The organism is Alcanivorax sp. DP30, assembly GCF_009882945.1.
Taxonomy (GTDB): domain Bacteria; phylum Pseudomonadota; class Gammaproteobacteria; order Pseudomonadales; family Alcanivoracaceae; genus Alcanivorax.
The window spans coordinates 875,912-890,459 of sequence record NZ_WTUY01000004.1; the positions used below are offsets into that span (position 1 = coordinate 875,912).

General features: G+C 57.9%; 14 protein-coding genes. 9 read left to right on the forward strand and 5 right to left on the reverse strand.

The window, feature by feature from the left end; all coding sequences use genetic code 11:
* Positions 1-8 precede the first annotated feature (8 nt).
* From GQF00_RS10340 to GQF00_RS10350, 3 genes are all read left to right on the forward strand, one after another.
* On the forward strand, positions 9-908 hold the full coding sequence (locus GQF00_RS10340; RefSeq protein WP_202560444.1) for an alpha/beta fold hydrolase: 900 nt from the start codon (positions 9-11) through the stop codon (positions 906-908).
* 223 nt (positions 909-1,131) lie between these two features.
* On the forward strand, positions 1,132-2,220 hold the full coding sequence (locus GQF00_RS10345; RefSeq protein ID WP_161319064.1) for a patatin-like phospholipase family protein: 1,089 nt from the start codon (positions 1,132-1,134) through the stop codon (positions 2,218-2,220).
* A 272-nt stretch (positions 2,221-2,492) separates the two neighbouring features.
* The gene (locus GQF00_RS10350) at positions 2,493-3,764 is read left to right on the forward strand and encodes an MATE family efflux transporter (protein WP_161319228.1); all 1,272 of its coding nucleotides are present in this window, start codon (positions 2,493-2,495) and stop codon (positions 3,762-3,764) included.
* Positions 3,765-3,905: 141 nt separating this feature from the next.
* Here the strand turns inward: GQF00_RS10350 and GQF00_RS10355 are convergent, their stop codons facing one another.
* Positions 3,906-4,829: a sterol desaturase family protein gene (locus tag GQF00_RS10355; protein WP_161319065.1), complete on the reverse strand. Its 924-nt coding sequence runs from the start codon at positions 4,827-4,829 to the stop codon at positions 3,906-3,908.
* A 119-nt stretch (positions 4,830-4,948) separates the two neighbouring features.
* Between GQF00_RS10355 and GQF00_RS10360 the strand changes: the two genes are divergently transcribed.
* Positions 4,949-5,977, forward strand: a complete 1,029-nt coding sequence (locus GQF00_RS10360) for an AraC family transcriptional regulator (RefSeq protein ID WP_161319066.1) — start codon at positions 4,949-4,951, stop codon at positions 5,975-5,977.
* Between the two features lie 179 nt (positions 5,978-6,156).
* Entirely contained in the window at positions 6,157-7,137 is a 981-nt protein-coding gene (locus GQF00_RS10365; RefSeq protein ID WP_161319067.1) for a nitronate monooxygenase family protein, read from the forward strand.
* Positions 7,138-7,392: 255 nt separating this feature from the next.
* Here GQF00_RS10365 and GQF00_RS10370 read toward each other — a convergent pair whose 3' ends face one another.
* Positions 7,393-7,917, reverse strand: a complete 525-nt coding sequence (locus GQF00_RS10370) for a hypothetical protein (RefSeq protein WP_161319068.1) — start codon at positions 7,915-7,917, stop codon at positions 7,393-7,395.
* A gap of 151 nt (positions 7,918-8,068) precedes the next feature.
* Between GQF00_RS10370 and GQF00_RS10375 the strand changes: the two genes are divergently transcribed.
* The 3 genes from GQF00_RS10375 to GQF00_RS10385 are packed head-to-tail and all read left to right on the forward strand — an operon-like array spanning position 8,069 to position 10,462.
* A complete protein-coding gene (locus tag GQF00_RS10375) occupies positions 8,069-9,115 on the forward strand; it encodes a hypothetical protein (protein WP_161319069.1) in 1,047 nt (348 codons plus the stop codon).
* Complete coding sequence (locus tag GQF00_RS10380) at positions 9,115-10,125, forward strand: phosphotransferase family protein (RefSeq protein ID WP_161319070.1); 1,011 nt, start codon at positions 9,115-9,117, stop codon at positions 10,123-10,125. The genes GQF00_RS10375 and GQF00_RS10380 overlap by 1 nt, the downstream gene beginning before the upstream one ends.
* Positions 10,115-10,462 (forward strand): hypothetical protein, encoded by a 348-nt coding sequence (locus GQF00_RS10385; protein WP_161319071.1) that lies wholly within the window; start codon positions 10,115-10,117, stop codon positions 10,460-10,462. Before GQF00_RS10380 ends, GQF00_RS10385 begins: the two co-directional genes overlap by 11 nt.
* A gap of 326 nt (positions 10,463-10,788) precedes the next feature.
* Here the strand turns inward: GQF00_RS10385 and fghA are convergent, their stop codons facing one another.
* Both fghA and GQF00_RS10395 read right to left on the reverse strand, forming a co-directional pair.
* Positions 10,789-11,631 (reverse strand): S-formylglutathione hydrolase, encoded by an 843-nt coding sequence (gene fghA / locus GQF00_RS10390; protein WP_161319072.1) that lies wholly within the window; start codon positions 11,629-11,631, stop codon positions 10,789-10,791.
* 225 nt (positions 11,632-11,856) lie between these two features.
* Positions 11,857-12,966, reverse strand: a complete 1,110-nt coding sequence (locus tag GQF00_RS10395; RefSeq protein ID WP_161319073.1) for an S-(hydroxymethyl)glutathione dehydrogenase/class III alcohol dehydrogenase — start codon at positions 12,964-12,966, stop codon at positions 11,857-11,859.
* Positions 12,967-13,095: 129 nt separating this feature from the next.
* Here GQF00_RS10395 and GQF00_RS10400 point away from each other — a divergent pair, with 129 nt between their 5' ends.
* Complete coding sequence (locus GQF00_RS10400) at positions 13,096-13,995, forward strand: LysR family transcriptional regulator (RefSeq protein ID WP_161319074.1); 900 nt, start codon at positions 13,096-13,098, stop codon at positions 13,993-13,995.
* 167 nt (positions 13,996-14,162) lie between these two features.
* On the opposite strand, the gene GQF00_RS10405 is transcribed toward GQF00_RS10400, so the two are convergent.
* On the reverse strand, positions 14,163-14,480 hold the full coding sequence (locus tag GQF00_RS10405) for a TRL-like family protein (RefSeq protein ID WP_161319075.1): 318 nt from the start codon (positions 14,478-14,480) through the stop codon (positions 14,163-14,165).
* Positions 14,481-14,548: the final 68 nt, after the last annotated feature.

The following is a 14,548-nucleotide window of genomic DNA, read 5'->3' on the forward strand; positions in this document are numbered from 1 at the left end:
GGGGTAGAATGCCGTTTTTTCCGGCCAGGGATGGCCAGTCGCTTCATGTGAGAACCGTGGGGCGTGGTCAGCCCGTTTTGATGATTCATGGCCTGGGTATGCAGGGCCGTGACTGGCTTCCCTTTGTGTTGCCCTTTGCCCGGCACTTCCAGTTTTTCCTTCCCGATCTGCGCGGTGCGGGCAATTCCGGCAAGGTGCGTTTCAATCAGGCGGATGTGTTCCATAACCACATGCAAGACATGGAAGACCTGGTGCGTTATTTCGGGCTCCAGCAATGCTATCTGGTGGGCTATTCCCTGGGTGCCACCACCAGCCTGCACTGGCAGGCGTTCGGCGATTTTTCTCCCGTGACCCGTTATCTGCATGTGGACCAGTCTCCCTGCATCGCCAATGGCGATGATTGGTCCCACGGCCTGTTTGGCAGCAGACAGGCACACTTTTTCGAACAGTTGCAAGATTTGCTGGCGTTACTGGATGGCGCACCGGACGATGCCGAGGTGGCGGGTCTGGCGGTGGGGCTGCGGGAGCGGGTGCTGCACGGGCTGGTGGATATACTGGCGCAGATTTCCGGCAGTGACCGGTTGAAAAATGCCTTCAGTGCCAGCGCTCGCTGGGCCGCTTTGTGGGCGCGACTGTTACCCGTATCCAACGTGTCGGATCTGCGTGCCTATCTCAATGCCTACCTGCATGGCAGCCACGATTATCGCCATAGCGCACGGGATTTTCCGGTGCCGGCCACGGTGTTGACCGGCGCCCTGTCGCCGCTCTATCCCGCGGAAGGGCAAGCCGAGTTTGCTCGCCTGGCAGGCGCCGAGCAGGTGGTGCTGCCCCGCTCCGGACATGTGCCGCTGATGAGTCAGCCGATGGAATTCACCCGCGCCCTGGGGCGTTTCCTGAAAGCGGAATAAAAACAGGAGACGCCCCTCCTGCAGCTGGATGGTAACCTCCGCAAAGAGAATCAGATCCCCACGTGATTTCAGGTGCTGGACTGTCTTTCGGCCAGGCTTCAAACGCCCGATGTTTGCTATTCATCCAGGTCGTGAAGCGCCAAATCATTGACGTCTCTGCCGTTTGTGTTGTGGCGGGCAATAGGTAATATGCCAACCCTGTCTTGGTAGTGGGGAGAGCCGCGTGGTTGCCATTCATTCTTCTTCGCCGGCGCTGACTCTTCGCGCCGGGCGTGATGCCATTGCCCACTTGCGCGAGCACGGCCTGCAATCGCAGCACGTGGATATCATCCCCGGTGCTGCCGGTGGCCCCAAGGCGCTGGGTATCAGTGGTCTTGACCGGGCCGTGTTCGGGGATTTCCTGCCCAGATCACCGCGACCGCGTACCCTGATCGGTGCCTCCATCGGCAGTTGGCGCTTTGCCGCCATCGCCATGTCCCCGGATCCGGTGGCCGGCCTGCAGAAACTGGTGGATCTTTATACCCGGCAGCGCTTCACGGGCAACATGAAGCCGGCCCGGGTATCCGAGCAGTGTGCGCTGATGCTGGAGGAGTTGATCGGCGATCGCGACAGCCAAATTCTCGAGCACCCTCATTATCGTCTGGCGGTGGTGGTGATTCGCAGCCGGGGACTGATGGCCCGTGAAGACGGGTTGGGATTGGGTGTCGGGCTGGCGGCGTTGATCAGTGCCAACCTGATCAGTCGCAAGGCATCGGGCCTGTTCATGGAACGGGGTCTGGTTTACCCGGAAGGCGATGCGTTACCCCTGAACGCGCTGGATGATTTTACGACTCACCATATTCCCCTGAACGCGGACAACCTGCGCAGTGCCCTGCTGGCCAGTGCCGCCATTCCCATGGTGCTGGGCGGTGTCACCGATCTGGCTGGCGCGCCGGACGGGGTGTATCGCGACGGTGGCATGCTTGATTATCACCTGGATCTGCCCTACCGCAGTGAGGGCATCGTGCTCTATCCGCACTTTACCGACCGGGTGATCCCTGGCTGGTTCGACAAGCCGCTGCGCTGGCGCAACGGTGACGCAGAGAAGCTCAGCCGTACCCTGCTGGTAGCGCCCTCGGCGGAATATCTGGCCTCGTTACCCGACGGTAAACTCCCGGATCGCCGTGACTTCAAGCAGTACCAGGGCGATGACGCCGGCCGAGAAAGCAGCTGGCGCAAGGCCATCGCCGAGAGCGAAAGGTTGGGCGACGAGTTCCTGGAGCTGGTGGAAACCGGAAAATGGGAAGAAAGGGTAAAACCAATTAATAATTGATAGTGAATAATTAATAACTGCGCGAACTTGTATCATTTGAATTTTCAACGCCTGAGGCCGCGCCTCCTGTTCGGGCGCGGGCTGCCAGGCTTGATCTGCGGTAAGCATGGATCGCGCAGCTATTAACTATTAATTATTCACTCTTAACTGTTCACTGCCCCCCTGCTAGTCTCCCCAAACCCACCCCACCCCAGAGGCCGCCTGTGCAGCAGACCGACACCCGCCCCTCCAATCTGACTCTTGCCTACCAGCTCTGGCAGCAGACCTGGCCCATGGCACTGGGTGTCATGGCCTTGCTCGGGTTTCATCTGGTGGACAGCGTCTTTGTGGCCCGGCTGGGCACCTTGCCGCTGGCAGCGCAATCGTTCACCTTTCCGCTGGCATTTCTGGTGATCGGTGTGCAGGTGGGGGTGGGGATTGCCATCGCCGCGCTGATTTCCCGGGCCATTGGCGCGGAGCGCTACGAGGATGCCAACCGTTTGGGGGCACTGGTCCTGGCTGGCGGCGGTGCCCTGCTGGGGTTGTTGGCGGTGGTGCTGTGGCTGATACAGGGGCCGGTGTTTACGCTGCTGGGGGCCTCTGCCGAAGTGCAGGCCATGATTCGGCCCTACTGGGCCCTGCAGCTGCCGGCCATGTGGGTGGGCGGGGTGGTGTACTTTGGCTACAGCCTGTTCCGTGCCCACGGGGACACCCGTTTTCCGGGGTTGATGATGGTGCTCACCAGCCTGCTCAACCTGGTGCTGGATCCGCTGCTGATTTTCGGGGTGGGCGACTGGCAGGGTCTGGGTCTGCCAGGGGCTGCGGTGGCCACGCTGCTGGCCTTTTCTATCGGTGGGTTGTTGCTGATCTGGGCCCTGCGAGGCAAGGGCTGGGTGCAGCGTCAAGGCATGCTTGAGCAGGTCAGGGTGTCGGCCCTGCCGTTCCTGCATATTGCCGGCCCCGCCATGATTAGCCAGCTGATGCCGCCGCTGGCGGCCATGCTGGCCACCGCCCTGGTGGCGCGCAACGGTGAGCAGGCCGTGGCTGCCTGGGGGATGGCTAGCCGGCTGGAGAGTTTCTCCATTGTGCTGGTGCTGGGCATGACCATGGCGCTGCCGCCTTGGCTGGGACGCTGTTACGGGCGTCGAGACTGGGACACGGTGCAACAGTTGATGAAGGTGGGGGCGATCATGGTGATTGGTTGGCAAACCCTGCTGGGCCTTCTGCTGGCCGTGTCGGCGGTGCCACTGGCCAATCTGCTGGTGGAAACTGCTCCGGTACAGGGTTATCTGTCTGTGCTGATTCGCTGCATGCCCCCCAGTTTCGGCCTGCTCGGGGTGTGCATGCTGGTGGTATCGGCCTGCAATGCGCTGGGCTGGCCCATGCGCGCCATGCTGATGTCTTTCCTGCGGCTGTTCCTCTGCTATCTGCCGTTGTTATGGCTGGGGTTTCAGCTGGGAGGCTTCGGTGGCCTGGCGCTGGGGGCAGCCTTCGGCAATCTGATGGCGGGGGTGATGGCCTGGATGGTGTATCAGCAGGCGCTTGCAACGGCAATTAATAGTTAATAATGAATAATTAATAGTTGCGCGTTCACCTGCAGCGATTTTCAAAACGCACGAGACCGCGCCCAGGTCTTGGGCGCGGCCTCTTGCGTTCCAGTAAAGCAAACCGGGACCGCGACGTTATTAATTATTCATTATTAACTATTAATTGCTTTCTCTTTCCCATTCCGGCGGTTTCCACAGGTGTTTGAGCCGTTGTCGCAATGGCCCCCGTTGGGCCATGTCCCGGAACATGTCCACGTATTCATGGCACCAGTTCACCAACAGACTGTTGCTGTAGACCGGCCGGGTAATGCCGTATTCCACCGGCAGGTCTTCTCTCTCTTCCACAAAAGTGCCGAACAGTTTGTCCCAGATGATGAAGACGCCGGCGTAGTTCTGATCAATGTATTCCGGGTTGCGGCCATGGTGGACGCGGTGATGGCTGGGGGTGTTGAAGATCGCTTCGATGGCCGGGTGCAGCTTGCCCACCAGGGTGGTGTGAATGAAGAACTGATACACCAGTGACAGGGCGTAGGCCACCCCGATCCACACCGGGTTGAAACCCAGGAAAGCCAGGGGGACATAGAACAACCAGCCGCCATTGAAGATGTTGGTGGCGTTCTGGCGCATGGCGGTGGAGAAGTTCATTCGCTCTGAGGAGTGGTGGGTCACGTGGGCGGCCCACAACCAGCGTACCCGGTGGGAACTGCGGTGGAACCAGTAGTAGGCGAAATCGAGCATGACCCACAGCAGCAGGGCAGTGAAAACGGTCAGCTCGATGTCCAGTACCCGGTAATGGTAGGCGAAGGCGTACACCGGAAAGGCCAGCATGCCGGCAAACAGCAGCTCGGTGGTCTGGTAGCCGGCGCCGAGCATGAAGTTGAGCACGGATTCGCGGCCATCCACCAGTTCGGGGTTGTGGCGAATCTTGCGGTATTCCCAGAGAAACAGACCGATGAAGATCGGGGTGGCGACCACAAAAATCAGCTGGCGCTCATCCAGAGCCAGCCAGGGGGCGACCATTTCCCAAATGGGGGCCAGGCCGCTGTTGGCCCAGACGTCTTCAAACCAGTTGATTACAGACATGAAGCGACCTCACAGCAATGCAATGAGGGTATTGTGGCGTGCTGACATTGCTAATGTATTGACTATTCATGCCTTAATTTTGACAATAGACGCCAAATCATCCATTGGCAGGACGCTCTATGGCCGCTCCCATGCGTGTAACCGGGGCCTGGGTCCAACTACTGACCGACTGGCTGGATCGGGAAAATCTTCCCGCGCCGGATCTGCGGACGGTGCTGGATAGTCGTAGCCCCGGGGATGTGGTGCCCATGAACCTGTGGGGTGAGTTGCTGGCGCGGGCGGTGGCGCTGCGCCCGGATGCGGTGGCTCCGGCGCTTTCCATTGGTGCCGGGGTGCAGCCTCGTCATGTGGGTGTGCTGGGCTATCTGATCCTGACCTGCCGCACCCTCGGTGAAGCCCTGTTGGCCTATCAGCGCTATGAATCCCTGTTCTATGGCCGCGAGTTGGTGGAGGTCATTGCCGAGGGGGATAGCATGGCGGTGTGCTGGCGCGCGGAAGAGTCCGCCGGTGCGCTGGGGGATAGTGTGGCCATTGCTGCGCTGGTTTCCTTTCTGCGTCGGCTGGTTGAGTCAAGCCCGTCCCCTACTCAGGTCGACTTCGTGTTTGCCGAGCCGGAAGTCGCTGCCCGTGAGGCCTATGAGCAGTTCTTCGGCTGCCCGGTGGTCTTTGACCAGAGCCACACCCGGGTGGTTTTCCCCATGCAGCTTCTTGCCCTGCCACTTCCCCATAGCGCGCCGCACATGCGCTCACTGCTGGACCGTCAGGCCCGTGCCTTGTTGCTGGCCTTGCCGGACTCGGACAGCTTTGACCGCGCATTGCAACAGGTCATGGTGCGTTTGATGCCGGAGGCTGTGGTCACGTTGCCGCGGCTGGCTCGGGAGCTGCACATGTCGGTACGCACCCTGCAACGCCGGTTGGCGGAACGCAACATGACCTGGCGTGCCTTGCTGGATCGAACCCGTGAGCAGTTGGCCCGGGATTACCTGTCCGATCCTTCCCTGACCCTGGGAGATATTGCCCTGTTGCTGGGGTTCTCCGAACACAGTGCCTTTAGCCGGGCCTGGCGGCAGTGGACAGGTACGACGCCGGCCAGCGCCAGAAAACAGTTGCGGGTCACCAAAAACGCCTCCGATGTCACCGCGCGCTAATCTTGTGAATTTTTATCTATTCCATTGAAAATCAACGCATTGCGCTGAATGATAAGTTGCTTCTATCAAAACTGTCCGGTCCGCTGAACAATCCTGTCATTGCTGACTGACCGTTCACTTGTTTACTTTGCTGCCATCACGCCCTGTGGGGCAGTACACATTCAGCAGGGGAAAGACCCATGAAAACGCGTATTACCGAATTGCTGGGTATCCAGTATCCAATCGTCCAGGGTGGCATGCAGAACGTCGGTTATGCCGAACTGGCTGCAGCCGTTTCCAACGCGGGCGGTCTGGGGATCATCACTGGCCTGACCCAGCCGACACCGGAAGATCTGGACAAGGAAATCAAGCGCTGCAAGGAAATGACCGACAAGCCCTTCGGCGTGAACCTGACCATCCTGCCCACCATCAAGCCGGTGCCCTATGAAGAATACGCGCGGGTGATCTGTGAGAACGGTATTTCGGTGGTGGAAACCGCAGGCCGTAACCCGGAGCCATTTATGCCGCTGTTTGAAGGTGCTGGCGTCAAGGTGGTTCACAAGTGCACCTCTGTGCGTCACGCCCTGAAAGCCGAGAAAGTGGGTGTGGCGGCGGTATCCGTGGACGGTTTCGAATGTGCCGGTCACCCGGGTGAGGACGATATTCCCAACCTCGTGCTGCTGCCTGCTGCGGCGCGTGTGCTGAAGATTCCGATGCTGGCCTCCGGGGGTATCGGTACCGGAGCACAGATGGCTGCGTGTCTGGCGCTGGGCGCTGATGGCATCAACATGGGCACCCGTTTCCTGGCGTCCGCCGAAGCGCCGGTGCACGAGAATATGAAGAAAGCCATTGCCGAAGCGTCCGAACTGGACACCGCACTGATCTTCCGTCCCCTGAAGAACACAGCTCGCGTATTCAAGAACGCCGTTGCCACCAAGGTGAACGAAATCGAGCGCGAAAAAGGTCAGGACATGAAGTTCGAATACATCGTCGATCTGGTTGCCGGCGTAAAAGGCAAGGCAGCGCTGACCTCCGGTGAAATTGATGGCGGTATCTGGACTTCCGGTATCGTCCAGGGCCTGATCGACAGCTACCCGAGCTGTGCCGAGATCATCGATGACATCATGACCGAGTGCACCGCCACGATTAACGATCGTCTCGCCGGCTTCATGAAAGGCTAAGCGATAACAGTTTCAAACTCGCTCTCCCGAGTCCAGCCAGGGGTTTGTCCTCTGGCTTTTTTTTGCCTGGCTGAAATGCAGGAAGCCAGATGCCGGACGCATAACGCTGAAATCCAAACCTGTGGGAGCTCTCTGTGCCATCGCTGCAGGCGATCCGCGCCTGAGCGAGGTGAAGATTGCAGAAGCGAGTTTCGGGTACCGAGTTGCGAACTTCCCAACCATTCAGCCCCGGGTTTTGCTGTTGGCAGCTCGAAGCTAAAACCCCGGCTTGGTCACCGCCAGATAAATGATGGCGGGTATCACAATGACTACCAGCGGGGTGCTGATCTGGAAGAAGCGCCAGTGCCATTGCATCAGCGTTTCATAACGCTTCATGTCACCTTTCAGTCGCCACTGTTTCTTGCTCCCGCCCATGTGAGAAATCCAGTAGTCGAAAACTTCGATGGGGCCGAACACCAGTGCCACCAGTGCCAACTTGATCATCAACCAGTGGCTGTTCATCCCCCAGCCTGCCAGCCATACCATCAAGCCACCGGTAATCAGTACGATGGGGAAGGCAATGTGTTCCAGTGCTGCGCCCTTGTCGAATTGTTCCATGGTCCAGTTACGTCGTTCCAGCCGGTGCGGATCTTCCTTGTTGTGCTGCCAGGCTACCCAGGCCGATTTCACATACCAGCTATAGGCCGCGGCGGTACTGAAACTCCAGATCATCACAAAAAGTAAATGAACAAACTTGATTTGTAGATACCAGGGCTGCAGCAAAACGCGTAACTCTTCCATTGTTGGTTTCCTGTTTTTTGTTTGAATCTACGTTGTAAGCACCACGGGCAACATGACCATTCCGCCAATAAAGATTGTCAGTCCCGGACAGTGCAAAAATGGAGGTCAGGCATCACCCTGATAGAAAGTCGAAGAACAAGGGAGAGCGTGGATGGACCTGGGTAAAAGTGCACGGATTCGCCTCGATCCGGAAGATGAATACATGCACCCCATTGAAGAAGCGATCAACTTCAATGAGAGCATGTACATTAATCTGTTTGATCACCAGCAGGCTTGTGGCGGCTGGTTCCGAGTAGGCAATCGCCCCAACGAGGGCCATGCGGAAATGTCTTTCTGCTTTTACCTGCCGGATGGCCGTGTAGCCTTTATGTTCCGGCGTGTGGAAATTGCCGGTAACGATGCGCTTTCTGCCGACGGCATGTGCTTTCGGGTGATCGAACCGTTTAAACAACTGGCACTGGAATACGAAGGCAAGGCGGTACTGCTGGATGATCCGCAGTTGATGGAAGACCCGAAGAAAGCGTTTGCCAGCAACCCGACCGTCAATGTCAGCGCCAGTCTGCGGTTTACCGGCATGACACCGGTGTATGGCGGGGAAGCGGTAGATGAAAACGATCAGCCCATTGAAGAAGATCCGGATGAATCGTTTGCCCGCGGCCATTATGAACAGCACATGAAAGGCGAGGGGGAAGTGGTCATCGGCGATGAAACCTTCTCCCTGAACGGCTTTGGCCTGCGCGATCATTCCTGGGGGCCGCGTTACTGGCAGAACCTGTATTGGTATCGCTGGTTGCCACTGGTGTTTCGGGAAAACTTTGCGGTGAATGTGTCGATTGTGCAGATGGCCAGTGGTCGTCAACACATCTGGGGCATGGTGTATGACACCCGTGATGGCAGCGAACCGGTTTATGACCTGATTGAAACAGCCAGCCTGAACTCCACCCTGGATGACCGCGACCAGGCTCGGGCGCAAACTTTCTCGCTGAAAACTGTGTCCGGCCGCGAATATCAACTCAGTGGTGAGGCACTGGCGCTTATTCCTCTGCGTAATCGCCGTCAGACCGATAGTGGTGAGTGGCGGCAGACACGCATTACCGAAGCCATGTCCCGCTTCCAGTGTGATGGCTTGATCGGGTATGGGATGTCCGAATATCTGGACCAGATGGTTGAGGGCATCCCGGTGGGCAGGGGCTGCTGATGGCGGTAACCACTGAACAGATCCAGAAGTACCTGCCGTCATTACTGGAGGCGCGACTGGGTGTGTCGTGTGGGTTAACTGGTTGTCGCCGTCTCACCGCCGGTGCGTCCGCAGATACCTGGTGGCTGGAGGCAGAGTGCGCCGGGCCACAGCAATGGATTCTTCGCCTGGATGCCGGTGCAGAAGATCTTGGCATGGCACCGGGCAAGCATTGGGAAGCGCGGGCCCAGCAGGCGGCCTCCCGGGCGGGTTGTCCGGTGGCCAGTGTCATCACCATTCTTGATGGCAGTGAAGGCTTGGGCGAAGGCTACCTGATGGAAGCCCTGTCCGGTGAATCCTTGCCGCCGGCATTGCTCAGGGAGTCACGTTATGCGCTGGCAAGGGAGCGTTTCTGTGCAGATGCGGCAGTAGCTCTGGCTGCGATTCACCGAACCCCGCTGGATGATCTGCAACAGTTACCCATGCTGGATGCGACGGCCCAGCTGTCGCAGCTATATGCCATGCATAAAGACTATGGGGAATCCCTGCCGGTGTTCTCACTGGCGTATGGCTGGCTGAAAGATCATGCCCCGCAAACCGCTACACCGGCTCTGGTTCATGGAGACTTCCGGCTGGGTAATTTCCTGCTCACCGAGCAGGGGCTGAACGGGGTGCTCGACTGGGAGCTGACCCATCTGGGTGATCCCATGGAAGACCTTGGCTGGCTGTGTGTGAATGCCTGGCGCTTCGGACGACGTGACAAACCCGTGGGCGGCATGGCCAGTCGGGAGGCGTTATACGCGGCCTATGAAAGGGCCTCCGGCCAGCAGGTGGACGAAACCCGGGTCCGTTATTGGGAGCTGCTGGGGACTTTTAAATGGGGAGTGATCTGTCAGTATCAGGCCTACAGTTTCTTGCGTGGCCATGTGCCGTCACTGGAGCGAGCGGCTATCGGCCGACGCGTGGCCGAAACGGAATACGACATGCTGGTGTGCCTGCAGGAACTGATGGAGCTTAACCATGCCGATTAACCGACCCACTGCGGATGAACTGGAAACCGCCATTGAGCAGTACCGGGCAAACCCGGACAACGATCCCAAAGTGGATGGGTATTACCGCAAGATCATCGAGCATCTTGACGCGCTGCTGGAGCGGGAAGAAGAATTGGGCAAGGCGTTTGCAAAAGGCGAACAGGCCCGGCTGGTTTCCACGGCTGAGTTACTGTCGTTACCCGAAGCTTCTTTGCAACGGCTTTGTGAGCGTTTTGCCGAGGGGAACCTGGGGAAATCCTTGCCCATTATTATTGAGATATGGCTTCCACTGGCAAAAGAAAAATTAAAAATCGATAACCCGCGTTATCGGGAATAATCAGCTATCAGCTGTGAGCAACAAACTACGCTTGAGAAAACCAAAAAAGTTCATCGAATCCTCTGCTTTATCTACGAAGTCGCTGCAGGAACGGAGCGGAGCGAAGTAACGCACACAGTGCGGCCCGTAGGGAGAGCGAAGCGAATAACGCATCTTGAGGCGCGAACCGTGCGAAGCACGGAATCGACCGAAGGGCGATCAGATGCCTCCGGTCTCGACAGCTCTCCAGAGAATGTGCTCCCTTCGGCCGCCTCGCTACGCTCGATTCGTCCCCTGGAAGGGAACTCCTACAGCTAATTCAAGGGTTAGCTGTAGGAAGACGCGCCCTACTTCATTTTCTCCACGTGATATTTCAAATGCTCATCAATAAAGCTGGCGATGAAGAAGTAGGAATGGTCATAGCCGGGTTGCATGCGCAGGTTTAATTCTACTCCGGCATCCTGACAGGCGGCCTGCAGATCTTCGGGTAGCAGCTGGCCATCGGTGTAGAAGTTGTCGGCTTCGCCCTGGTCCACCAACAACGGCAAGTCGCTGCCCAGCTGGCGAATCAGTTCGCAGCTGTCCCAGTTTTTCCAGCTTTCCCGATCCTCGCCCAGGTAGCCGCTCAAGGCTTTCTCCCCCCAGGGGCACTGGCTGGGATGGCTGATGGGCGCGAACGCTGATACGGAGGCGTAGCGACCCGGGTTCTTCAGCGCACTGATCAGGGCACCATGGCCACCCATGGAATGACCGCTGATGGCTTGCTTGCCGTTGAGAGGGAAGTGCTGGCTCACCAGGGCCGGTAACTCACTGGTGACGTAGTCATACATGCGATAGTGCTGGCTCCAGGGTGACTGGGTGGCATTCACGTAGAAGCCGGCCCCGGAACCAAAATCGTAGCTGTCATGCTCGCCGGGCAGGTCAGTGCCACGGGGGCTGGTGTCCGGGCAGACAATGGCCATGCCCAGTTCTGCGGCGGTGCCTTGGGCGCCAGCTTTCTGCATGAAGTTTTCATCAGTGCAGGTCAGCCCGGACAGCCACCACAGTAGGGGCACTTTTTGTTCCTCCGCCGCCGGCGGCAAATAAATGGCGAAGACCATCTCGCAGTTCAGCACATGGCTACGGTGCTTGTAACGTTTCAGCCAGCCACCAAAGGATTTGGTGGCGGAAATCAGTTCAATATCAGACATGACTAAACCTTTTTTCGGGGCCGCTGTGGGAGCTATCTGTGCTCGTCAGGGTATGCCTGCAAGCGATCCGGGCTCAGGCAAGGAGGAAAGTTTCGAGTTACGAGAAGCGAGTTTCGAAAGTCAAAACCCGGCCTTGTCATGGTTTGCCTTTCACAACTCAAAACTCGTTACTCGCTTTCCCCCGTTACAAAGCAATCGCCAGCAGGCTGGCTCCCACAGTGGAAATCAGAACAAGATTACAGAACGAATGCTTTTCCCTTCGTGCATCAGATCAAACGCCGTGTTGATGTCTTCCAGACCCATGGTATGAGTCACGAATTCATCCAGCTTGATCTCGCCCGTCATGTAGCGGTCCACATAGCCCGGCAGTTCGGTACGGCCTTTGACGCCACCGAACGCAGAACCTTTCCAGACTCGGCCAGTGACCAGCTGAAACGGACGGGTAGAGATTTCTTCACCGGCACCGGCCACGCCGATGATGACAGATTCGCCCCAGCCCTTGTGACAACATTCCAGTGCGGAACGCATGACGTTGACGTTGCCGATGCATTCGAAGGAGTAATCCACGCCGCCGTCGGTGAGCTCAACGATCACATCCTGAATCGGGTCGCTGTACTTGGTGGGGTTGATGAAGTCGGTGGCGCCAAACTGGCGAGCCATGGTTTCCTTGCTGTCGTTGACGTCGATAGCAATGATGCGCTCTGCCTTGGCCATCACCGCACCCTGGATTACCGACAGACCGATACCACCAAGACCGAATACTGCCACGGTGGAACCCGGCTCAACCTTGGCCGTGTTGAGAACCGCGCCGATGCCGGTCGTCACGCCGCAGCCGAGCAGACAGATCTTGTCCATGGGGGCTTCCTTGCTCACCTTGGCCAGGGAAATTTCCGGCACCACGGTGTATTCGGAGAAGGTGCTGGTGCCCATGTAGTGGTGAAGCATCTTGCCGTTCATGGAAAAACGGCTGGTGCTGTCGGGCATCAGGCCCTGACCCTGGGTGGCGCGCACCGCCTGGCACAGGTTGGTCTTGCCGCTGAGGCAGAACTTGCACTGGCGGCATTCGGCCGTGTACAGCGGAATCACATGATCGCCGGGCTTCAGGCTGGTGACGCCTTCGCCTACTTCCTGGACGATACCGGCACCTTCGTGACCAAGAATGGACGGGAAGATGCCTTCCGGGTCCTTGCCGGACAGGGTGTAGGCATCGGTATGGCAGACGCCGGTGGCAACGATCTGCACCAGCACCTCACCGGCCTTGGGGCCGGCCACATCCACTTCTTCGATAACCAGGGGCTTGCCTGCTTCCCAGGCGACGGCGGCACGTGACTTCATGATGACTCCTTGTTGGCGACGGCCCGGACGGGCTATTCAGGTCTGTATTCACTATACGCAGACACTAATCGGTGGATAAGGCACAATTCGGCAATTGATTATTGCTGAGTAGCATTAATGGGGTGGTGAATGCAGCACTGGGACCGAATTGAAGCCTTTGTGGAGGTGGTGCGTCGCGGCTCCTTTGCCGATGCGGCCCGTTATCTGGGGGTGTCGGGTTCCCATGTGAGCCGGCTGGTGGCACGGCTGGAAACCCAGTTGGGTACCCAGTTGCTTTACCGAACCACCCGGCGGCTGACACTCACCGATGCGGGGCAGGTTTACTTCGAGCATTGCGGCCAGCTGTTTGATGGTTTTCAGGAGGCACTGAATGCGATCAGTGATTTCCAGCAGCAACCCACCGGGGTGTTGCGACTCACCTGCGCCACCACCTTCGGCGAGCGGTTCATTGCGCCACTGGTCAATGATTTTCTCGCCCAGCATCCGCAACTGTCCGTGCAACTGGATTTCACCAACCGGCGGGTGGACATCGTCGACGAGGGTTTCGATGTGGCGATCCGAACCGGGGCGCTACCGGATTCCACGCTGATTGCCCGCAAGCTGTGTCCGCGCCGGGAATACATCGTCGGCTCAGTGGAGTACTTTCAGCAACATGCCCGCCCCCACACGCTGGGCGAATTGAGTCAGCACAATTGCCTGCTGGGTTCGGCGGACAACTGGTCGGTGGATGTGGAGGGTCAGCACCGCCACTGTAAGGTGCTGGGCAACTGGAAAGGAAATTCCGGCATGGCGCTGCTGGATGCGGCCCGCAAGGGGTTAGGGCTGGTGCAGTTGCCGGACTATTACGTGGAAGAGGACCTGAAAAGTGGTCGTCTGGTCTCGGTGCTGGATCAGTATGCCTGTGACCATACTGCGGTGTGGGTGGTTTACCCGCGTCATCGTCACCTGTCGCCCAAGGTGCGCCAGTTTGTGGATTTTCTGGTGGAGAATATGAGCCGCAGCAGGAGCTTGCCTGAAACTGAAATGTGAGAAGCTTTGCAACGAGTAACGAGTTGTGGAAAAAATTAAGCCAGGGGCGGGGGCATCGCAATGTGTTATGGCCAGGCAAGCTCTTGCAGCATGATTGTGCCTGGAATGAATTCCCGCAATGCCCTGAGGGGAAATGGGAGGCCTTGTCATACAAGACCTCCTGGAGATTATTCTCCTTCTACGACAGTACAGAAATTGCTGAACAGCCCCAATACAGTGGTGCTTTGGTGATCAATGTTGGCCACTTTGCTGATGCCTGCTTTTTCTTTGGCTGTGCTGATGGAAGAGTCGCCTATGGCGATCAGGCCAAGAATGTTGGTTGCGCAAGATTGGCCAGTTTTGCTGATCCCAGTGTTGGTGGTCGCGTTCACCGGACCTTTCACTGAAGTGAAAAGAGCGCCATTGCCCACCGGGCTTACAGCGGTGGCGCAGCCGGAAGTGATGATGACGGTTGCCCCCAGAATAACTGCCTTGATCATTTTCATATTATCCAACCATGTTGTGACTTTATTGAATGCTTCCTTCCTGGAAGTGCAGGCATTGTAAAATAAGT